Annotated in this window: 17 protein-coding genes; 5 read left to right on the forward strand and 12 right to left on the reverse strand. The window is 48.6% G+C overall.

Annotated features, from left to right (window positions below):
* Nucleotides 1-13 precede the first annotated feature (13 nt).
* Together AWJ19_RS06840 and AWJ19_RS06845 are read right to left on the reverse strand one after the other, a co-directional pair.
* Entirely contained in the window at nucleotides 14-865 is an 852-nt protein-coding gene (locus AWJ19_RS06840; RefSeq protein WP_068722362.1) for a Ku protein, read from the reverse strand.
* Between the two features lie 41 nt (nucleotides 866-906).
* Nucleotides 907-1980, reverse strand: a complete 1074-nt coding sequence (locus AWJ19_RS06845; RefSeq protein WP_068722364.1) for an SGNH/GDSL hydrolase family protein — start codon at nucleotides 1978-1980, stop codon at nucleotides 907-909.
* 375 nt (nucleotides 1981-2355) lie between these two features.
* On the opposite strand from AWJ19_RS06845, the gene AWJ19_RS06850 reads away from it, so the two are divergent.
* From AWJ19_RS06850 to AWJ19_RS06860, 3 genes are all read left to right on the forward strand, one after another.
* The gene (locus tag AWJ19_RS06850; RefSeq protein ID WP_068722366.1) at nucleotides 2356-4008 is read left to right on the forward strand and encodes an extracellular solute-binding protein; all 1653 of its coding nucleotides are present in this window, start codon (nucleotides 2356-2358) and stop codon (nucleotides 4006-4008) included.
* A gap of 82 nt (nucleotides 4009-4090) precedes the next feature.
* On the forward strand, nucleotides 4091-4981 hold the full coding sequence (locus AWJ19_RS06855) for an ABC transporter permease subunit (protein WP_068722368.1): 891 nt from the start codon (nucleotides 4091-4093) through the stop codon (nucleotides 4979-4981).
* A gap of 11 nt (nucleotides 4982-4992) precedes the next feature.
* Complete coding sequence (locus AWJ19_RS06860; RefSeq protein ID WP_068722370.1) at nucleotides 4993-5883, forward strand: carbohydrate ABC transporter permease; 891 nt, start codon at nucleotides 4993-4995, stop codon at nucleotides 5881-5883.
* Between the two features lie 92 nt (nucleotides 5884-5975).
* Here AWJ19_RS06860 and AWJ19_RS06865 read toward each other — a convergent pair whose 3' ends face one another.
* The 5 genes from AWJ19_RS06865 to AWJ19_RS06885 form a co-directional block, all read right to left on the reverse strand.
* The gene (locus AWJ19_RS06865) at nucleotides 5976-7715 is read right to left on the reverse strand and encodes a sensor histidine kinase (RefSeq protein ID WP_068722372.1); all 1740 of its coding nucleotides are present in this window, start codon (nucleotides 7713-7715) and stop codon (nucleotides 5976-5978) included.
* A 35-nt stretch (nucleotides 7716-7750) separates the two neighbouring features.
* Nucleotides 7751-9355: a response regulator gene (locus AWJ19_RS06870; RefSeq protein ID WP_068722373.1), complete on the reverse strand. Its 1605-nt coding sequence runs from the start codon at nucleotides 9353-9355 to the stop codon at nucleotides 7751-7753.
* A gap of 88 nt (nucleotides 9356-9443) precedes the next feature.
* A complete protein-coding gene (locus AWJ19_RS06875; RefSeq protein WP_068722376.1) occupies nucleotides 9444-10040 on the reverse strand; it encodes a TetR/AcrR family transcriptional regulator in 597 nt (198 codons plus the stop codon).
* A gap of 16 nt (nucleotides 10041-10056) precedes the next feature.
* The gene (locus AWJ19_RS06880) at nucleotides 10057-11457 is read right to left on the reverse strand and encodes an MFS transporter (protein ID WP_068722378.1); all 1401 of its coding nucleotides are present in this window, start codon (nucleotides 11455-11457) and stop codon (nucleotides 10057-10059) included.
* 195 nt (nucleotides 11458-11652) lie between these two features.
* Nucleotides 11653-12525, reverse strand: coding sequence for a YitT family protein (locus AWJ19_RS06885; RefSeq protein WP_068722380.1), 873 nt, complete (start codon nucleotides 12523-12525; stop codon nucleotides 11653-11655).
* A 219-nt stretch (nucleotides 12526-12744) separates the two neighbouring features.
* On the opposite strand from AWJ19_RS06885, the gene AWJ19_RS06890 reads away from it, so the two are divergent.
* On the forward strand, nucleotides 12745-12948 hold the full coding sequence (locus tag AWJ19_RS06890; RefSeq protein WP_068722382.1) for a hypothetical protein: 204 nt from the start codon (nucleotides 12745-12747) through the stop codon (nucleotides 12946-12948).
* Nucleotides 12949-13297: 349 nt separating this feature from the next.
* Here AWJ19_RS06890 and AWJ19_RS06895 read toward each other — a convergent pair whose 3' ends face one another.
* The 5 genes from AWJ19_RS06895 to AWJ19_RS06915 all read right to left on the reverse strand — a co-directional run bounded on the left by AWJ19_RS06895 (nucleotide 13298) and on the right by AWJ19_RS06915 (nucleotide 20212).
* Nucleotides 13298-13960, reverse strand: coding sequence for a hypothetical protein (locus AWJ19_RS06895; protein ID WP_068722592.1), 663 nt, complete (start codon nucleotides 13958-13960; stop codon nucleotides 13298-13300).
* A gap of 5 nt (nucleotides 13961-13965) precedes the next feature.
* Nucleotides 13966-16620 (reverse strand): hypothetical protein, encoded by a 2655-nt coding sequence (locus AWJ19_RS06900; protein ID WP_068722384.1) that lies wholly within the window; start codon nucleotides 16618-16620, stop codon nucleotides 13966-13968.
* Between the two features lie 127 nt (nucleotides 16621-16747).
* The gene (locus AWJ19_RS06905; protein ID WP_068722386.1) at nucleotides 16748-18163 is read right to left on the reverse strand and encodes a PAS domain-containing sensor histidine kinase; all 1416 of its coding nucleotides are present in this window, start codon (nucleotides 18161-18163) and stop codon (nucleotides 16748-16750) included.
* A 451-nt stretch (nucleotides 18164-18614) separates the two neighbouring features.
* A complete protein-coding gene (locus AWJ19_RS06910) occupies nucleotides 18615-19220 on the reverse strand; it encodes a DUF1349 domain-containing protein (RefSeq protein WP_068722388.1) in 606 nt (201 codons plus the stop codon).
* Between the two features lie 176 nt (nucleotides 19221-19396).
* Nucleotides 19397-20212: a Cof-type HAD-IIB family hydrolase gene (locus AWJ19_RS06915; protein ID WP_068722390.1), complete on the reverse strand. Its 816-nt coding sequence runs from the start codon at nucleotides 20210-20212 to the stop codon at nucleotides 19397-19399.
* Nucleotides 20213-20336: 124 nt separating this feature from the next.
* On the opposite strand from AWJ19_RS06915, the gene AWJ19_RS06920 reads away from it, so the two are divergent.
* Nucleotides 20337-20825 (forward strand): prolyl-tRNA synthetase associated domain-containing protein, encoded by a 489-nt coding sequence (locus AWJ19_RS06920; protein WP_068722391.1) that lies wholly within the window; start codon nucleotides 20337-20339, stop codon nucleotides 20823-20825.
* The last annotated feature ends 73 nt before the right edge of the window (nucleotides 20826-20898 follow it).

Raw genomic sequence — 20898 nt, forward strand, 5'->3', positions numbered from 1 at the left:
GCCTCTCTTCTTGTCAGGCACCCGTCCGGCTGGAGCGGGATTTCGTCCGGCTGTGATGAGGCTTATTGCCGGTTCCTTTATCCGCCTGTCCGGCAGGATTGAGCAGCCTCAGACTGGCCTGCAGCGCATCCATCAGTTCAAGCACACCATGGGCCGCTTCCTCAGGAGCCCTGCTTGCCTCTTCTCTGCCTTCCACCTTATCCTCAATCGCCTTTTTGAGCCGTTCTTTGTATTCATCCCTGTATTTCTCAGGCTCAAAATTCCCGGTTAACTGGTCGATCAGCTGCTTCGCCATATCCAGCTCCCTACGGTCTGCTTTTTCACGTTCAGGCAGATCCGGAATCTGTTCCTTCCCTAGAATCTCCTCATCATATAGCATAGTGACCAGCGACAGGACTCCATCGATTACCCTTACTGCAGCGAGGCTGCTTTTCTGGCGGATGGTCACATTCGCGATGCCGATTTTCCGCGTAGACTCTATAGCTTCCACCAGCAGCCTGTAAGCATGCTGTCCGGTTTCCTCCGGAGATAAATAATAGGTTTTCTGAAAATAGATCGGATCGATATCAGCCAGGTCTACAAAATCCATAATGCGGATTTCGCGTGACGATTCCGAAGCCAGCTCGGCCAGCTCCTCTTTTTCAAAGGTGACATATTGCCCCTCTTCATATTCATAACCCTTGACGATATCGCTCCATGGAACCTCCTCTTCACATTTCGGACAAGTCCGGCTGTAATGAATCGGCTCCTGATACTCCCTGTGCAGCATCCGCAGCGGAATGTCATTCTCCCGGGTAGACTTATACATTCTGACAGGAATATGGACCAGACCAAAGCTGACTGCGCCTTTCCAGATGACCTGCATGCCGTTAGCCTCCTTCTTGGATGTTTGACATTTATTAACCGCTATTCACGCTGCATAAGCTCTTTAATATGGGCAGCCAGTTTATCAGCCGCTTTATGATGAGTAACCGGAGACGGGTGTAGGTCGGACGCATAACCGTCTGCCGCCTGCTGCACCTCAAACTTCATCGTAGAAATATTATGGTCCCCGGTTTCAGCAGAATAGCGGCTAACCGCCTGCTCCACATAGGGATACAGCCTGTCCCCCATGATTCCCAGCGTACACAAGATGTGTGCACGGGGATTGCAGCGTCTGACTGTTTTCAGAAATCCGGCATATTCCCGGGCATACTCGGCTTGCAGGCCGGGGTTATCCTTGGTATAAGAATCATCATTGGTACCCAGATTGATAACGATCAGGTCAGGTACAAACCTGTTGAAATCCCAGGGAAGCTGCTGGGGAAGCAGCTTATTATCAAATCTGCCCTCAGATTTGCCCACCTTTTCATAGTAATCCGGAAGCAGTTGTGTAGTCAGCTTCTGGTCATTTTCCGTATAGCCTGTGATAATCCCGTATCCGCTGAAGGATACCATGCTGTAGTCTGCCTGAAGCCTCCGGGCGGTCAGATACGCATAAGCTTTGGTTACATCTTCAGTAGCTGTGGTAAAAGGGTGCGTTCCGTCCTCATCATCCACGCCATAGCCGCAGGTAATGGAATCGCCGATAAATTCGATCTTATGTTCGCTGGCCGGGGCCGGCTTAATGCCGTCCGCAGCATCGACTGTGATAGACTGAATCCCTGCGGTCGACATTGCCGCCTCGGACAGCTTGATGACGGTTACCGTAATTTCCTGTTCTGCATCGCTTTCAAACACAGTGTAGGTTACAAGCGGCTGATTAATCTGGTCATCAATCACCCGCACGCCGTTTACACAGATAGCGATCCGGGCCAGGTTATTGCCGGTCAAGGCGATGGCGTCTCCCTGCAGCGTAATTTCCGCTTTGCGGCCGTAAAAGGTGAATTCAACACCGCTGCCGGAGAGGGCCAGCCACAGCACATCATTATAATAATGTGTCCGTCCGATGATTTTTACATTATCCTCCGTTGCTTTATATACCTGGATTGTTTCCGCCATACCTGCAACTACCTTCCTTCTTGTCTTCTATACACTGATACTCGCAGTAGTAATGTAATCCCAAAGCCGGTTTTTTGGCAATAGCTTTTGAATAACAGCAAATTCCCGTACCGGTCACCTCCTTAAGCCAAAGCTACCTGCATTTATTATCGCATCTGACCTCCGGGTAATTATAGAGGTATTCCTGCTGATCCCAAAAAGTAAAAAATAAAAAAAGAATCTGTAAAATAAGTGCAATATCCAACCGTTTCAGCAGCATCAAGTCAAAAAAGTAACGGGTTCTCGTCAATATAATTTATTACGCTTCAACAACGCCTCGTTTAGAATAAGTGGTGCAAGTTACTCTTTAACTACAAGATTAATGGGGGTAGATGTATGGTCAAGAAATTTACAGTTGTGATCCTGACATTTTGTATGGTCTTTGTACTGGCGGCATGCAGCGGCAGCGGCAATGAAAGCAATAGCCCGTCGGGAGAAGCATCCGGCAACAATGAAGCAGCCGGCTCCATTGAGGTTGACCCTTCAGATCCTTCCTTTAGCGCCTTCAAGGAACCGGTAACCATTCACACGGTAACTTCTGAATACGCTTCCGCAAAATATCCGGAGGGCGATGACATTACCAATAATGTCTGGATCGAACGCTACAAAGAAAAATACAACATCAATGTCGTAACGGACTGGGTCAGCGATGAGTACGACACCAAGCTCAATCTGGCGATTTCCTCCAATGATCTTCCCGATGTGTTCCGCGTAAATGCCTCTCAACTGCAGCAGTTAATTGAAGCAGATATGATCATGGATCTAACAACTGTATTTGAAGGCTATGCCTCAGACCGCCTGAAGGGTTACATGGAGGCTGATGCAGACAGCTTTGAATCAGGCAAAAAGGACGGCAAGCTGTACGGGATTCCACAGCTGCACTGGGGACTCATCGACCAGCCGGATTACATCTGGATCCGTAATGACTGGAAAGAAGAGCTGGGAATCAGCGACCCGCAATCCGTTGCCGATTTGAAGGACATCGCACTTAAGTTCATGGAGAAGCATGGCGGCTACGGTATAGCAGTAGATCAGACGCTTGACTATCTCAATCTGCTGGCCATTGCCTGGAATGCACATCCTGATATGTGGATAGAAGGCGGTGACGGCAAACTGACATACGGCTCTATCCAGCCTGAAATGAAGGCTGCCCTGACCGATTGGGCGGAATGGTTCAAGCTGGGGATTATTGATCCGGAATTTGCCATCAAGGATTTCAGTGCGATGAATGCTGATGTAGTAGCCGGCAAGGTCGGCATGCAGCCTTACTATCAGTGGTGGGGCTACAACCCGGGGGTAGATACAATCTCGAATCTGGGCAAGGATGCCATCTTCTACCCGTATCTCATACCTACAACCGACGGTAAAGAAGCCAAGCAGTCCATCTTCTTCGCTAACGGTAACTATACCGTTATCAAGAAGGGATTCAAACATCCGGAAGCCGCAATTAAGCTGCTTAACGACTATGCCTACATCGTAGATGAAGGCGTCGGCAAAGAATCTGAAGAAACCTTGTCCGCTCTCCTGGACAATGATATGGCGCATGTGGTTGGGGCTTTCCGGGTGCTGAATCCAAACTCCGACTATGAGCAGTTCGAAGCAGTATCTGCAGCTCTGCAGTCCAAGGATACCAGCGGCCTGACCACTGCGGGCATGTGGCAAAAATATAACAATAGTGTCGATTTCATTAACAATGCCACACCGGGTGCCACAGGCGATTATCTGCAGCAGGGTGCTCCCAAGACCGCCTACGGCTTGTCCAAAAAAGTACTCGACAGCGGAAATTACATCAAGACTGCCTTGTGGGGAGCCAGTCCGGAAGCACTCGCAAGCTTCGGTACAACACTGGACGACATCCTGACCGAAGGCTTCACAAAAATCATCATGGGCACTGAAAGTATCGATTACTTCGATACTGTAGTCCAGAACTGGCGGACAGCCGGCGGAGATGCGGCCGCTGAAGCCGTTAATGCAGCATACGGAAAGTAAAGGTTCCGGTGACAGGGGGACGAGAAGGCTCGCCCCCCTGTGTTATGTATGCGGGAAGATCCATTGAAACGGAGGATTTCGAATGCTCAAAAAATTAAAACAGCAGGGCCCCTTTCACCTGATGCTGCTTCCGAGTATTGTTCTTGTATTCATCTTCTGCTATATCCCTTTCTACGGGCTGGTCATTGCCTTTCAGAAATACAATCCCGGCCTTGGATTCAGCTCCCCGTGGGTGGGCTGGGACAACTTCCAGCATGTCTTTAATCAGCCCAACTTTGTACGGACGATCTGGAATACGCTTTACATGTCCGCCTTCAAGATTATCGGGGGCATTGTAATGCCTGTTATCTTTGCACTGCTGCTGAACGAGGTGGCCAGAAGCAGTATCAAACGCACCTTTCAGACCCTTGTCTACATTCCGAACTTTCTGTCATGGGTCATTATGGCCGGCATCCTGCTGGATATCCTTAGCGCAGACGGCATTGTCAACAACTTCCTGGCCATCTTCGGCGTTAACCCCGTCCCTTTTCTGGGCAATCCGTCCATCTTTCCATGGACGATGATTGTGAGTGATATCTGGAAAGGCTTCGGGTTCGGCACGGTTGTCTATCTTGCTGCCCTGACCAGTATTGATCCCGGATTATATGAAGCGGCGGTCATCGACGGAGCCAAGCGATGGAAGCAGACACTCTACATCACCCTGCCTTTACTGATGCCGACGATTGTACTAATGTCTGTACTCGCACTCGGCAACGTACTGAATGCCGGCTTCGACCAGATCTTCAACCTTTATTCACCGGTTGTCTATCAGACAGGGGACATTATCGACACCTATGTATACCGTCTGGGTATTCAGCAGGCTCAGTATTCCATCAGCGCGGCTGTAGGCCTGTTCAAATCCGTAATCTCCTGCATTCTGGTAGGTGTATCCTATATTCTTGCCTACAAAGTCGCCAATTACCGTATTTTCTGAGGAGGCCTCTTATGATTCAAGACAACAGCCTGGGCAGACGCCTGTTCCATATCCTGAATTACACCATACTGATCGCAACCTCCCTGCTCTGCATCCTGCCGTTTATTAACCTGCTGGCCGTATCCTTCAGCAGCAGTGCGGCAGTATCAGCCGGCAATGTGGCGTTCTGGCCGGTCGAATTCACAACCAAAGCCTATGAGTTCGCCTTGACCGGCGGTGACTTCTTCAGCTCCCTGTGGATTTCCGTCAAACGGGTGGTGCTCGGCACCCTGATCAATATCGTCCTGATGGTGCTGACCGCATACCCGCTCTCCAAGTCCGCCCAGAAGCTGACGGGCCGCAATCTCTATATGACTTTTTTTATCATCACAATCCTGTTTAACGGCGGATTAATTCCAACCTACCTTGTTGTAGTAAAAATGGGACTGATCAACTCCATCTGGTCGCTTATTTTGCCCGGCGCCCTTCCGGTGTTCAGTATGATTATTCTGATGAATTTTATCCGCGGCCTTCCCGAGGAGATCGAAGAATCAGCCATTATAGACGGCGCAGGGCCGATGCAGATTCTGACCCGCATTCTGCTTCCCTTATTGAAGCCGGCCTTGGCCACTGTCGGCCTGTTTAGTATCGTCGGCCACTGGAACTCCTGGTTTGACGGCATTATCTACATGAATAACCCTGACAATTATCCGCTGCAAAGCTATCTGCAGACCCTGCTGCAGAGCTTTGAGCAGATTATGCTGAAGTCGGGTACGGATTATACCCAGCTGTTATCCATGATGAATGCGAGAACCGGTCGTGCCGCCCAGATGTTTCTTGGCGCAATCCCTATTCTGCTGGTATATCCATTTTTACAGAAGTATTTCACCAAGGGCCTGGTGCTCGGAAGTGTCAAAGGTTAGGATCAAAGTTATGGGCAGTAGCCATCATCTGAAAAAAAAGCAGAGGAGCTCTCTCCCCCGGCGGAGAATGACACCTCTGCTTATTTGTCTGACTATCCGGGTATACCGGGCAGCAGAATATAAAAGGCTGTCCCTTCCCCCAGGCGGCTCTCAGCCCTTATTCCGTAGCCTTCGCCAAAATGAAGCTGGATGCGGCGCTGCACATTATACAGCCCGATTCCTTTCGCTCCGCCTTGAGTGGCCGTCCAGCTCTCCGTCAGCTCCTGTACCATCGCCTGATCCATACCGCTGCCATTGTCACGGATTATAATCATCAGATCATTGCCGCTGGACCCAATGGTAACGGTGATCATCCCCTCTTCTTCGAGCTCCGCAAAGCCATGGAAGATTGCGTTTTCGATAATAGGCTGCATAATCATCTTTGGAATCCGGTAATCCAGCAGCGTCTCTTCAATCTCGTATACTGTCTGAATAGAATTATAATATCTGACGTTCTGGATCGTGATGTAGTTCATGACATTATCCAGCTCTTCCCGGACGGATACCAGCGTTCCGTCCAATCTCGTAGCATAACGGAGCATGGAGATTAAAGCTTCCGTCATATCGACGATTTTGTCAGCCTTTTGCATGGAGGCAATCCACTTGACCGAGCCCAGCGTGTTATACAGAAAATGAGGGTTAATCTGTGAGTGCAGCGCCTTGATCTCAGCAGCAGCCTTTTCGCTTTCCTCCTGCTGAACCCGTTCGATCAGCTGCTTTAATTCGTAGGACATTTTAATGAAACGGCCCGACAAATGCCCGAATTCATCTCTGGAGCCAATATCCTCGACCCGCTCAAATTGCCCTTTTTCAACGAAACGGATATTGTTCATAAGCTTTTTGATGGGCCGGGTAATCACATTGGACAGAAAGACCGAGATGATAAGTGCAAACAAGGACATTACGATAGCCAAAGTGATCAGATTGCGTCCCAGAATTTCGCCTTCATCGGTTAATTCATCCATGGGCATATACAAATAGGTGGTCCATTCCTGCTGGCTGAGCGGATTAGTCACCACAATATTCTTAAATTCATCTGGACGGACATTATCCCTGAATAAGGTGCCAATCAGCCGGTCATCGGGGTTGTACACAATTTTATCGTCAGCATCGACAATCATGAACCTGGAGCGCAGCGCCTCCTGCAGATTGCTGTTCACAATCTCGATAAACCTGATATCGATACTGACGACAATGACGCCCAGCAGCTTCCCGGTTGTCCCATCGTATATTTTTCGCGCATGGGAGACCGCCAGCACTTTATTTTGCAGCTGCTCATCGATTCGGGTAGTTAAGGTGATCGTCCTGTCCTTGGTATGCATAAATTTCTTGAACCACAGCTCGTTAGCGACTTTGAAATCATAGTTAATCGGCTGATTGGGGCTGACGAACAGATCGGCTCCGCCGTTTAAATTGTAGAGATAAATGGAGAATACTCGGTCTTTCATCATGATGTAATTCATCAGAATGTTATAGGCTGAGTTCTCGTTCTGCTCGCCTCCAAACCGGAGATAATCCTGGATCGGATAGCTGCCCTCCATAGTCGCGGATAAGGTACTGCTTAGCCCGTTGCCGGCCAGCAATGTGATTTTTTCGACATCCTTAAGGAATTCATCAATTCTTATATTCGTCTGTTTGGCAAGATCCTTCAGCAGATTTCTGTAGTTATGCTCCAATAATCTTTCAGAGGACCGGTACGAATTAATGGTCATAACAAACACAGGCAGAATAATTACCGTTAGGCAAATAATCATAATTTTGGTCTTTATCCGAACCGGATATCGTCCGCGCATATGCACCTCTCCAGACCTCATAAGCAGAATTGGTGTTATTCCCGGTAGTCCTCAGGAGAGACACCTGTGATTTTTTTGAATATCTTGCTGAAATAAGTGTGATTGTGATAACCAACCTTGTCAGCGATTTCATAAACCTTCAGCTTGCCTCCCTTTAAATACGCTTTAGCCCGTTCAATCCTGACCCTGGTTAAAAAAGAGATGAAATTCTCTCCCTGCTCCTGCTTGAAAATCCGGCTCAGATATGACGGGTTGACGTTAATCTGGCCTGCCACGCTCTGCAGTGAAATATCCTCGGCATAATATTTGTTAATAATATCTACAGCCATCTCTGTATACGTGCGTTCGCGCATCATACTGGAGTCTACTTCAAAGCAGTATTTCATGTAATCGAGTACACTCTGATGAATATCGCCCCAATTTTCCCCTCTCAAGATGGTTTCATAAGGCGATCTTTCTACCGGTGAAGGGCGCAGCCGTTTGGCCGCAAGCGGAAAATGAGTGTGCATTTGCTCCATCAGCAAAATATACTTTTCCCGGATGCTATGCTCATTAGCCCGTAATTCAGCAAGCCTGGAGCGGAATCCGCCCAATAATTCTGCCGCCTGCTGCTCATCCTTGCTCTCCCAGACGGCCGCAAAGTCATGCTCTTCGTCAGGGGTGATCAAAGTTATAACCGGTTCACGGGAAGGTAATTTAGCCACGTCTTCATAGAACAGCACGTTCTTGGTGCTGTCAAAAAAACGATAACCGAGAGCCAGCTCAGCCTCCTCATAGGCTGTCTTGACCGATTTATAGCTTGCAACGACTGTACTTACTCCTGCAGTAAGCTCAAGATTCATAAAATCTTTTATAGAAAGAATAATCTTATCGCACAGCCGCCCGATATCACCGCGAATGGAACCGCTGCCAATAAGTGTGTTCACAAAAACCAGATATTCAGATGAATCGCCCAGGATAACCTCCCTGTCCCATTTTGCAGGAATAACCTCTTCTATAATGTTAAGAATCGAGAACCTGAGCAGCTTTTCATCCTTTTCCACATATTTCTTCTTCACCCTATCAAAATGATTCACTTTAAAGATCAGCACTGCCAGGCCGCTGCCCCTGACCTTAATCTCAAGCTCCTCCGCTCTCGCCTTTGCAGCCTGCTCACTGATGAACCCGCTGATCAAGTCCTTGAAATAGTCCTCCTTCAGGTGCCCCAGTCCCCGCGTAACGTTATAAGGCAGCTTGCGGTTACTCCCCTGGCTCTCGTGCTCTGTCTGCAGCTTATCGCGGATTACGGCAAGCAGGTCTGTTAAAGAGGCTGGTGAAATCTCACTTTTGATCAGGTAATCTGCTGCACCCAGCTTCAGCGCTTCCTTCACATAAGCGAACTCATCAAAATTGCTCAGGATGACATATTTGCAGGCTTTTAAGTTAAGAGAGAGCTCCCGTATAAACTGCAGGCCGTCCATCACAGGCATTTTGATATCGGTAATAATCAGGTCCGGCGAGGTTGCCAGTGCCATTTCGAGCCCTTCCTTGCCGTTCCCAGCTTCTCCCACCACATGAAACCCGTGCTCTTCCCAATCAATCATTGAACGTATGCCCACACGCATTAATAATTCATCATCGACAATCATTAATTTGTACATAATCATCCCTCGGGTGTATTATTCTTAATTAGAATATAATCAATTTCTCTTAAAAGGGATACAAATTAATTAACGTTTTTCTATGAACCTAACGCCCCAGCCCCCTCGTAAACGTCCCCACACTCTCCGTAATGAAATCTTCCAGTGTCAGGCCGGGGAATTGTTCACCGGCAGTCAAATTGTTAAGGAATACACCGTAATTCATAGATATGAAGGAATAAGCCTGCATCTCCGCGTTTGTCTCAATCAGCTTGCCCTGACTGGTCATTTCCGTAAAATAACGGGTCAGAATTTCAATGAACTGCTTGGGGTGCTTAATGGTGCGCTCACGAAAGCCCGGCAGATGATCTGCCTCCTTTACACTGATCATAATCATCTTGCGATTGCGGTTCATGATCTCATGATAGGTCCGGCTGATTAGCAGCAGGTCTGTTTCCAGCTCCCACACCAGCTTTTCATTGAACAGCCTGGTCATTTCCTCCGCATAATGAAACCGGTCAAAGGCTGCCTCAAGCAGGTTTTGCTTGCTTCCGAAATGGCGGAACAGTGTCTTCTCGCTCAACCCGGCGGCTGCGGCAATCTCCTGGGTTGTTACTCCCTTATAGCCTTTGCTTGCCATCAGATCAATCGCAGCCAGCAGCAATTTATCACCGGTATTCTTGGCAGCATTGCTTACTTCACTCATTCTTTCCACCTCATGATTATAGTCTGGCCGTTCCCGCCCGTTCAGCTGTGTCCTTGTCAGAGCCGCGCCCGAATTGTACAAAATACAAAACAGCCATAACGGCCACCAGAAACGCCAGTATTAAAAAGATATTACTGTATACAAAAGCAGCATCATTCCGGGGAATCGGATTAAACCGGACCGTTGTTGTGCCGAAATCCAGAATTTTGCCTATCGTCGCAGTAGATACCGCTGCTGCAATAAAGTTTAACATGGAAAACAGGCCCATCCCGATCCCGATCTGATCCTTGGCTAAGGTGCGGGAAATGGTGTTTGATAAGGCGATCTGCATAAAGGATTGGCCCAGCACCGTAAAGATAAGGGATACTGCAATAAAAACAGGCGGCATGCCTGCAACCGATGACAGGCAGATAAAGCCAAAGATCAGCAGGGCTGCAGCAGTAATTAAAAGAAAGGAATTGCCTTTTTCGTCAGCAAGCCTGCCTCCTTTGCGTCCCATGTATGCCGTTATAAGCGCTGAGGGCAGCATGATCAATCCAATTACAGCAGGTGACAGCTCGTTTAGCTGTGCCAGGAGCTGGGGCGTAATGAACGGTGTGCTGAAGCTGATTGCAGTCAGCACAAACGCAATAGCCAGACCGGATGTATACGCCTTGTTCCGGAAAACTACCGGATCAATAAACGGATGAGCCGCATAGCGGACGCGCAGGATGAAGAGCATCAGCAGTATGATCCCGCTGACTGCGTATTCTAAGCCCCCATTCGTTAATGCAAGCAGTAAGGCAGCTACAGTTCCTGCCAGCAGAACACCGCCGATAAAGTCGATTTTGCTGTCGTTCCCCTTCTCGTCGTCCAGGTATTTACGGTAGAACGGCAAAGTGAACAGGGCAAGCAGCGGAATTACAAACAGGACCTGCCAGCTCCACACCGTTGAAACAAACCCGGCAATAATCGGGCCGAGTGCGGAGCCAAGCGCTACCCCGATGGCTGAAGTGCCCAGGGCACGCCCGCGCTTTTCCGGTGAAAAATAACGGATCGGGATGATCATCGCCAGCGCCGGAATGACGGATGCCCCGACGGCCTGGAGCAAACGCGCCACAATCATCATCCAGTACTGGGTGGACACGATTCCGAATATGGAGCCCGCTGCTAAAAAGATCAGACCAAACGTCAGCAGGTTTTTAAGACTGTATTTGTCCGTCAGCTTGCCGAAGGTAACCGTGCCGATTGCGTATACAATCAAATATCCCGATACCATCCAGCTTACCTGTGACGGAGAGAGCTGAAATTGCCTGCTGATCACCGGAAGCACTACATTAAACATTGTTCCGTTCATCACCGAGATGATCAGTGTAAATACAAGAATTCGCATAAGCCGCTCGCCGTTATTGGCGGGGATGCTGCTGTTTGTCTGCATTGAAGGGCCTCTTTTCTCTTTTCTATAAAATAAGCCTGCCATTCCCGGCCTGACTGACTGTCAGTACTGACTGACATTTATGCTGATGATAGCCTACATCCAGTTGTTTGTCAAAGGTTAATATTGAAGCTGTTGCACAAAAATAACGCGCCCGCAGAAGAAAAGCGATCCTCCTGCAAGCGCGTCATATGATGATTAGTGAATATCTTTCTTTTTAAAGTTACCGCCCTTCACTTCCGCCACATCGTACACTACAACAAAAGCACCCGGGTCAATCTCATGAATAATCTCTTTAATCTTGCTTTCTTCCAGACGGTTGATGACACAGGTAATTTCTTTGAACTGCTCATTGGAGTAGCCGCCGTAAGCATCGGTGTAGGTTGCTCCCCGGCCCAGCCGGTCGCGGATGGTTTCGACCATGACTTCAGGCTGGTTGGTGATGATTTTGAACGTTTTGGAGCCGCTCAGGCCCTCCTCTACGATATGTATAACTTTTGAAGCAATAAAATAGGCAAGTGCCGACAGGATCGCCCCCTGCAGACCAAACACGGTTGAAACGACAATGAATACAAAGGTGTTCAGGAACAGGATCAGGTCACTCGTACCAAAAGGCAGCTTCCGTGACAGCAGCACAGCCAGCATATCAATCCCGTCCAGCGCCCCGCCGTTACGCAAAGCAAGACCCATCCCGAAACCGATTATAATCCCGCCGACCACCGTAACAAGCAAGGTATCCCCCTGAATAATGGTCGGTACGTGATGCATAAGGACAGTGCCGACCGCTAATGACGCAATTCCGAGAATGGAATAGAGGGCGAAGCTTTTGCCGATCTGTTTATAACCCAGCCACACAAAGGGGATATTAATGACCGCAATCAGCAGCCCCAGCGGCACTCCGAACAATTCCGAGCCCACGATACTAAGACCGGTCACGCCTCCGTCAGAGACATTATTGGGTATTAACACAGCCTCCAGCCCGTAAGCAGCGATCATGGCTCCGATGGTTACTAATATTGCTTTTGAAAAAATCTTCAGCTTATTGGACTTCGGTTGTCTTATCACATTCATTAAACTTCCCCGTTTCTGAATAAATTTTCCTTTTAGAAAAAAGCTCACAGAAACCAGTCTATAATATTTATCACAATATTAGCAAATGAGCGGTATGTATGCGGAAGAGGAATAGAGGACTTTATGGTTCATGAGGTCCGGGGGCGGTTATCGTTACATATAACGGCTTTTTGTGACACATCCTAAGATAGAGTCTGCACATTGAAAGGAGATTATCCAATGAAGGACAACAAGGAAGCTCCGCTGGACGGACGCAAACCGGGTGTACACCCGATCCCTGAGCCGGATTCCAAGGCGGATAGCGATACAGGAGCAGCGGGTAAGCTCGACGAAATTGTCGGCGCTGTGCTCGGAGATGACCCTGAGGTAACCGCTCCCGGGATTGCCCCGGATCGTGAGGACAATAAGGACCGCCGAGGCTGAGCAGCTGTCTGAAAATCTACGGGCGCCTGTTTAGTAGGGCGGGGCCGGCTAGGGCTGCTTCTGCCCAAATAGAGGGATTTTTCCCTCTATTTGGGCTTGGGCGGGACAACTTCGGCCCCTTTAGAGGGATTTTCCCCTCTATTTGGGCTTGGATGGGGCAATTTCAGGCTCGGACAGAGCAAACGGAGCATTGGGGGCCCGCAATAAAACAAGGTATCCCGGACCGCAGCAGGCTGCGAAGTCCGGGATACCTTGTTTTTATTGGATACAATTAGTGTTCTAGAATTATCGTTCATTACAATTATCGTTTAGCACAACTATCGTTCATTAGATTGTCACTCAGCACCCTTTACAGTGAAACGGGACCTCCGTCTGCCTTTGCACCCGTTTTGCCCAGCAGCTTGTTCGTAAAATGCACATCGAAGAAATGAATGATCGGACCCAGACCGAATGCGGATACCAGCGTGCCCAGGCCGATGATGCCGCCTGCCAGGAAGCAGATCAGCGCACACAGCGCATCCGTAAACATCCGGTGCCAGAAGTAAGAAATTCTTGGCGCTCTAATCTTCATGATCAGGGACAGCGCGTCATAGGGAGCTACTCCGACATCCGAGCTCTGATACAAGGACACCCCAAAGCTGCACACCACCACACCAATCGCCACAGTAATGACCCGCTGCCAGAGCAACTGGGGTTCACCCAGGACATCTATCCAGATATCATAAAAAAATGTAGCGATATAACCCAGAAAAATAGCATTAACGAACGTTCCGGCTCCGATAAACTTCCTCCCGGTAATCCATTCAACTATGAACAGCACTACATTCAGTAAAATCAGAAAATTAGCATAGGAGATAAAACTGAGATCTGCAAGGGCCATCACCATGCCGCTGAAAGGATCATTCCCCATGCCGGACAGCTTGAAAATACTGATGCCCATTCCCAGAAAGATGTTGCCGATCACCATAATGATCAGCCGTTTGGGGTCCACGCTTTTAATATATCTCATCATATAATTCATCCCGTCACCTTAATGCTGACTTCCAGTTTGACCGGGATTATCCCGTCATCAGCAATGAATTCTGCAATATATGGTTCATTCCGCACATCGTCCACAGTTGGTGTCCAGCTGAACACACAGGCCTTGCCCGGTACAAAAGAAGAGATGTCAAAGCTCGCCCCCTCAGGCAGCTTACCAGCTGTCAAAATCATCGGCTCAGCAATCCCCTGTACAGCCGGGTCCCTATCCGAGGCGGTCTCATTATAAATTTTGCCGTCCGTTTCACGGGCGGAAGCCTCATACGCAGGCTGCCTGGCTACAACGGTAAAGGAAAGGAGTTCACCCGCCCGGACACTCTGCTCCGGTACAAAGGCGAAGAACGGCCGGAATACCGTCTGCGGCAAAGGAAGCTCAGGGGTCGCAACCGGATAGTTGTATCCATTCTCAGGAATTGCGACCGTTTCATACGGATACAACGAGTCCTTGGGCGTCCCCGGAGCAGGTGCCCCGACTTCTACAGCCTTGACAGACAAACGGTTGTCCAGAGTTACATGTTCAACTTCAGTCTGCTGATACGGATAATCCGGAACATATTCCAGTCCTGCAGGCCGTTTGAACCGGTTTTTCACGAGGATAATTTCTTCAACACCTTCTGCATGATCTGCACGGATATTCTGAAGCGAGCCGTTTACGACATCATCAAGCACAATGGGATACCGGGTATCTTCTGTAAGATAGCGCAGCTCGATTTCATCCAGAACCAGATTTTCCACATGTCTTGCATACAGCCCGTATGCCGGGAGGATTCCCCAGTTGCTCGGCTCCGGATAAACCTCCGGCAGCTCCGGTACGTTGAAGGGAGCATCCTTCCACACCCCCGCTTCCGGATCCCATTCCACCCGGGGCAGCAGCCCTTCATTTTTCAGAAAAAAGGTGTTCACCAGCCAAGGCAGCGACTGCACACTGCGTTTGTTCCCGCCATACTGGGCATATTCCCAGTTGGTATTCAGCTGGCGCTGCTCCACTGCATGCTCCAGGCTCAGACCGCCGCGGTATTCCACCTTGATGTTGGTAATAGATACATTTTTAATCCGGCTTCCAATCAGCCCCATGATTTCAATCGGATAGCGGGGATCGGCATTTTTGACCGAAATATTCCGGACGATAATGTCGTGAACATAAGCAATGTGATCACTGCCGTTCGCATTGGCATACAGCGGAAGCTCGCTTTCCTGCAGCTCTTTAACATAGTCGGGCACATACTTTTTGGACAGCTCATCATAGCGGACAGCGAAGAATCTGCCGTTCTCTTCATGAATGTTCGCCGGATTCAGCCGGAGAGGCTGCTCAGCGTCTACGATATAAAAGGAAGATGCGCCGTCCGCCGAAACTTTACGGGTTCTGTTATAGGACGGAAGATAGCGCCTCGCCGGGTACACCTGATAAGGCTCCTTGGCCGGCAGTACCCAGTGCGTCTGGTCGAGTCTCACATTCGGCGGAGCATCCCTGTCCGGGATGAAGTCTTCCCCGGTGCTATTCCCCGTTACAGGAAACCGGCCGCGGTCTCCTGCTTTAATGAAGATTGGCGAGCTGCTTACATCCTCCATAGTCGAATCCTCAAAGATAATATTGCTCAAATCCGCCCCGTCGACAGCCTCAAGGGCAAAGCCTCTGGATCTTCTAAACTGGACACGGCGTACCGTAACGAGGTCATACCCGCAGGTGGATTCCGTACCCAGCTTGACCCGGGCGGTAGGGCCGCAGCGGTCAGTAGCAATCAGCTTGTCCTGTGTATACGTTTTCGCATATACGGAGCCCATGTCGTAACCGCTGACAATGCAGTCCTCAATCAACACATTCCTCAGCGGCATGAATATACCGCCGCCGTAGGAGGCTTTTAACACAATGGCATCATCGGTCAGGGAGTTGAAGGTGGAATGCACAATCGTCACATTCTCACAGCAGTCCACATCAAACGCATCGCGGTTTGTATCCACCAGAATACGCTCCACAACCATATTTTTCACACATGTTGTAATAATCGCAAAATGGCCGCCGGCCAGGATCGAAAAATCGCAAAAGGCCACATTTTCACACCGCACCAGCGCAATCGCCTTGTTGCCGAACCATTCTCCCTGGTGTCCCGGCCCGTTACGGCGTACCGGCTCATGCGGGTCTCCGCCCATCAGGATCTGCTCCAGCTCCCCCTTATCATTCAGAGAGCTTCCATCCAGCAGCCCTGGCCCGTAAATCATTACATCACGGATATCCGCGCCATAAATCAGGCTGTTGGCAAAATAAGTATGGCCGTGATCCTGCAGGCCGACATACAGATTAACCTCCGGCTCATCATAATTGCCGCCTTCTCCAGCCTGCAGCTCATAGGATCGGGTGATATCCGTTCTGGCTGCTGAAAGCACACTGCCTGCAGACAAGTACAGATTGACGCCGCTCAATAGACGGACCGTATATACTCTGAAGTTACCTTCAGGAATAACGACTGTCCCGCCTTCTGCCGATGCTGCCTGAATAGCGTGATTAATCGCCTCAGTATTCACCACTGGTGAATGTTCCACACCCGCCCCAAAATTGCGGATATCAAACCGGCGTTCTTCCTTTAATAGATAGCTTCTGTCAAAAGGGCATCCTGTTGCTTCTGTTACCTGAAACATAATAGCCTCCATTTTATCAGAGAGAACTCAGGACGGATCATCCGGCGCAGTCATCTCTTGTTCTATTTCTTTGTTGCCGTCCGGCAGCCGGATTACATGCTGAACCCTTTCATTATAGCGCGTACCGCTACATTATAGGCAGTGTAATCTCAACAATCGTTCCGGAAGGCTGATTCGCCTTGAACAGGAACGTTCCTCTATGATTATGTATAATCTTTCTGCTGATCATAACCCCGAGCCCGTGCCCTCCCGGTTTGGTGGTGAAGAAAGGCGAGCCGATCTGATCTATGTATTCTGCGGGAATGCCCCGTCCATTATCGCTTATCCGAATGACGGCCATATCCTCTGTGCGGTCCAGCTCTACTGTTATTTCTGCTCCGTCAGGGCTTGCTTCAATTGCATTTTTTAGAACATTGATGAAGACCTGCTTCAGCTTGTTGGCTGAGCCTTTAAGCGTAAGGCCGGCAAGATGGGTATGCATGAGAATCTCAATGTTTGTCATATGCGCCTGGGCATTCAGCAGCACGACGGCTTGTCTTAACAGCTGAACCAGATTATAGTCAGCCAGACTGGATGGGGCTTCTTTGCCCAGCAGCAGCAGTTCACCGATAATCGAATTGATCCGGTCTACCTCCGACACTACGATCTGATGAAACTCTCTGCCTTTTGCGGAACGGGAGAACAGGAGCTGAACGAATCCCCGGATACTGGTAAGCGGATTACGGATTTCGTGGGCAATGCCAGCAGACAGCTCACCGATCATGGAAATATTCTCCGTATACCGGAGAAACTCCTCGGTCCTCTTGCGTTCAGTCAGATCACGGCTGATCGAAATGACCATTTTGCGGCCATTCAGCTTAAACGGCTTGGCACTGATTTCTACAGGGATTTGCTTCCCTTCCCTTGTTACCTGAATCCATTCAACGAATATCCCGTCTCCTTCAAGGATTCTATCAAAGAGATGGTCAACCTCGCTCTGCAACGACTCTGCTGCTATGGAATACGGTGTTTTATCCAGAAGCTCCCGGCGTGTGTACCCCAGCATCCGGCAGGCTGCTTCATTAACGTCCAGAAATTTGGACGGCTTCCCGTCCGGGTTCTGTTCATAGATAAAAATGGGGTCATTCGCTTCATTAAATAGCTTGTAGTACTTTAGCTCAGAGAACTTAATCTCGGTTACATCCCTCAGTACACATACATAAGCCTTAATGCATCCTTCCGGATCCTTTACCGGAGAAATGGTTATTTTGACACTGATCAGTTCCCCGTTTCGCTTAATGCGGAACGTATCAAGGGCAAACAGCTTCCGGCCCTGATCGATGAAAATATACATCTGGGCAAGCTCATCCCTAAGCTCCAGGGGGATATGCGGGAAATCGAGCTTATTCAGCTCTTCCATTGACCATCCATACAGCTCTACAAAGACAGGATTGGCGTAGATTACCTTTTTATCGTTGCCCAGAATGTAAATCGGATCAGGACTGTACTCGGCAAAAGAAAACAGCGAATAATGTATGAAATCGTGAACTGAGTAACCACTCATATAACCGCTCCCGCAGCCAGTTTATTTCAATATATAGTAGCATTACACGGGTAACATATCTATGAAAAATAAGACTAAAAACACAGACTTCCAAGTTTGACAGCATACTGTCCAATTGATAGGATGCTCATAAGGTAAGGGGTTCAGGAGACATCATCAAAATGAACGGAATGGAGTGTTCCTATGAAAGATATCTACGATAAAACATATCCTGCGGAGATATTACAGCGCATAGCTCAACGATCAACCCCTCAGTGGGGAACCATGCATGTCGCTCAAATGCTCGCTCACTGCTCAGCGTGGATCATCATTTAAGGCAGTTTGGTGTATAGCATAGCTTTTATATAGCCTACCGGGAATAAAAAAGCGGTGCCCACAATAAGGAGCACCGCTTTGGCAGAATGTTTATAGATTACAATTCGCGGACGCAAGCACCATCATTTACTTTCTCCTACACACCTGCCCTGATATTTTTTACGGTTCTCTTCTCTAAAGAAAAACCAGAGTACCGTCTGTCGCCGCCGTTGCCATTGGGAGCCTGCGGAACGAAGCCTACCTTTACAGTCTCCTCCACCGGTAAATTGAAGAATCTCACCATGTAGAAATGGTCACCGTCTAACGAATAATGAAAAGCAAAGGCCTGGCCGACTCGGGTAATCTGTAGCCATACTGAATCGCCGTCAATATTGTTGCCGTTTGCGTCGTCTGATAACGGATTTGTTACTACACTTACAACGGCACGGGTATTAAAATCCGTCAATTCAAAGCACAGCTTGGCCCACACCGCGAGATCCTTCATGACCATAACCGAAGCAGAATCATACACATCCCGGAAATCATGCCCTGCCTTAACCCGCATTACAAAATCACCGGAAACCTCTGTGTAAAAAAACGGGGCATTTGTAAGGGAGCTTGGGGTAATCCCTTCTTCAGACACAGTCCCGTTATTGCAGAAAAAATCACTATCCTTCGGAGCGTATAATATCATTGCTTCGTTTTCAAACCGGATGCTGCTTTCGTTAAGCCATTTAAAGTTGCTGAAATCCTTATGATCCATTCAACTTCCCTCCAGCTGGTTTAGGATTAGTAAATTTTCACACTACAGTAAATAATTATATCATTAAAACTGCTATATCGTGTAGAACGATTCTTCTCAAACGATAGCACGATCTGAATATTCGGAACCGTACCTAACCATCAGTTGAACTCCCCAATGACGGCGGCTTCAACCCATCATTTCCCGAATGGCCCCTGCCCCGCAAAATACTGATCAATCACTTCCAATACACCGCTGTTATTGTTAGCCGGTGCCATATATTTTGCCGCCCCCTTCACTTCATCCGATCCGTTCTCCATGGCAAAGCTGTACTTTACATGTCGCAGCATTTCAATGTCATTGCCTCCGTCGCCAAAGGCCATCGTTTCGTCATCTTTGATCCCCCACTTGTCCTGCAGCAGCTGAATACCGGAGGCCTTGTGGAACTCCGGCACAATCAGATCAATACTTCCATGCCCGCTGGAGACAGCAGTTACCGTATTTCCGATACTGCTGCGCAGCAGATCTCTTAACTGAAGCGTTTCTTCATCCGGACAGGACAGCGCAAATTTCAGAATCTGATCGTTGACCTCATCGAAGCTCTTCACTCTTTTTAACCGGTGATAATATTTGTTTACTATAGTAAAAAAGTTGTCCGATACACTGTCCAGCACATAGGCACTTTCTTTGCCGCATAACACAATCTGAAACTTATTATTGGATACCAGCTCTTTCAGAACCAGCTCTATATCCTGCTTGGGAATATCAACAGCGGACACTTCCTGCCCCTGATCGACGATAAAGGCGCCATTTTCAGCCACATAACTGATCTCATCCTGGATCTCTCCAAAAAAGGACTTCAGCTGATAGTACTGGTTGCCGCTGGCCACAACAAACCGGATTCCCTGCTCCTTCATCTTTGCATACTGTTTAAGGAACCTTTCTTTGTCATATCCCATCTCTTTATTTAGAAAGGTTCCATCCATGTCCACTGCGATAAGCTTGATTGTCATCCTGTTGCCTCCTGAAATAACTCATACTTTTTAGTGATATATCTAAACTCTTTACCCAATAATGATGATATTATTATGTCCAGTTGCAATGTCCACTCTACAAAATCCGAAGATAAAGGTGATCATGATGAACCGCGAAGCCGTTATTGAGCTGTTGAAGCAGCAGAATGTAAGCCATGAAGTGATTGACCATCCTGCAGCCTATACCATCGCAGACATGGAGAGCTTTGGGCTCCCCAGAATAGATCAGATAGCCAAAAATCTGTTCATCCGTGATGACAAAAAAAGAAACTATTATCTGCTGACGATCCAAAAGGACAAGTCCGTTAACCTGAAGCAGCTGCGTACGCTGCTGGAGTCCCGTCCCCTTACGTTTGCTTCTGAAGAAGATTTAATGCAGCTGCTCGGCCTCACTAAGGGCGCCGTCTCCCCGTTTGGCATTCTGAACGACAAGGAGCGCACGGTGAAATTTATCCTGGATGCAGATTTGCAAAAAGGGGCAACCATCGGCGTCCATCCCAACGAAAACACCGCTACAGTCTGGCTTGCGCCTGAAGACCTGCTTAACATCGTAACAGCTCATGGTAACGAGATTAGTGTAATAACATTGTAAGCATAGATGAAAAGAACCCAGGCTCTCATCCTTTTTGGGAACAAGCGCTTGGGTTCATTTGAGTCCAGCAAAA

It is taken from the genome of Paenibacillus sp. DMB5, assembly GCF_001517085.1.
In the GTDB taxonomy this organism is placed as follows: domain Bacteria; phylum Bacillota; class Bacilli; order Paenibacillales; family Paenibacillaceae; genus Paenibacillus_AQ.

What these genes read in the sequence shown, in the direction of transcription:
- AWJ19_RS06840 (WP_068722362.1), bottom strand. Translation starts at nt 865, where the DNA reads ATGCAGGTCATCTGGAAAGGCGCAGTCAGCTTTGGTCTGGTCCATATT.
- AWJ19_RS06845 (WP_068722364.1), bottom strand. Translation starts at nt 1,980, where the DNA reads ATGGCGGAAACAATCCAGGTATATAAAGCAACGGAGGATAATGTAAAA.
- AWJ19_RS06850 (WP_068722366.1), top strand. Translation starts at nt 2,356, where the DNA reads ATGGTCAAGAAATTTACAGTTGTGATCCTGACATTTTGTATGGTCTTT.
- AWJ19_RS06855 (WP_068722368.1), top strand. Translation starts at nt 4,091, where the DNA reads ATGCTCAAAAAATTAAAACAGCAGGGCCCCTTTCACCTGATGCTGCTT.
- AWJ19_RS06860 (WP_068722370.1), top strand. Translation starts at nt 4,993, where the DNA reads ATGATTCAAGACAACAGCCTGGGCAGACGCCTGTTCCATATCCTGAAT.
- AWJ19_RS06865 (WP_068722372.1), bottom strand. Translation starts at nt 7,715, where the DNA reads ATGCGCGGACGATATCCGGTTCGGATAAAGACCAAAATTATGATTATT.
- AWJ19_RS06870 (WP_068722373.1), bottom strand. Translation starts at nt 9,355, where the DNA reads ATGTACAAATTAATGATTGTCGATGATGAATTATTAATGCGTGTGGGC.
- AWJ19_RS06875 (WP_068722376.1), bottom strand. Translation starts at nt 10,040, where the DNA reads ATGAGTGAAGTAAGCAATGCTGCCAAGAATACCGGTGATAAATTGCTG.
- AWJ19_RS06880 (WP_068722378.1), bottom strand. Translation starts at nt 11,457, where the DNA reads ATGCAGACAAACAGCAGCATCCCCGCCAATAACGGCGAGCGGCTTATG.
- AWJ19_RS06885 (WP_068722380.1), bottom strand. Translation starts at nt 12,525, where the DNA reads ATGAATGTGATAAGACAACCGAAGTCCAATAAGCTGAAGATTTTTTCA.
- AWJ19_RS06890 (WP_068722382.1), top strand. Translation starts at nt 12,745, where the DNA reads ATGAAGGACAACAAGGAAGCTCCGCTGGACGGACGCAAACCGGGTGTA.
- AWJ19_RS06895 (WP_068722592.1), bottom strand. Translation starts at nt 13,960, where the DNA reads ATGATGAGATATATTAAAAGCGTGGACCCCAAACGGCTGATCATTATG.
- AWJ19_RS06900 (WP_068722384.1), bottom strand. Translation starts at nt 16,620, where the DNA reads ATGTTTCAGGTAACAGAAGCAACAGGATGCCCTTTTGACAGAAGCTAT.
- AWJ19_RS06905 (WP_068722386.1), bottom strand. Translation starts at nt 18,163, where the DNA reads ATGAGTGGTTACTCAGTTCACGATTTCATACATTATTCGCTGTTTTCT.
- AWJ19_RS06910 (WP_068722388.1), bottom strand. Translation starts at nt 19,220, where the DNA reads ATGGATCATAAGGATTTCAGCAACTTTAAATGGCTTAACGAAAGCAGC.
- AWJ19_RS06915 (WP_068722390.1), bottom strand. Translation starts at nt 20,212, where the DNA reads ATGACAATCAAGCTTATCGCAGTGGACATGGATGGAACCTTTCTAAAT.
- AWJ19_RS06920 (WP_068722391.1), top strand. Translation starts at nt 20,337, where the DNA reads ATGATGAACCGCGAAGCCGTTATTGAGCTGTTGAAGCAGCAGAATGTA.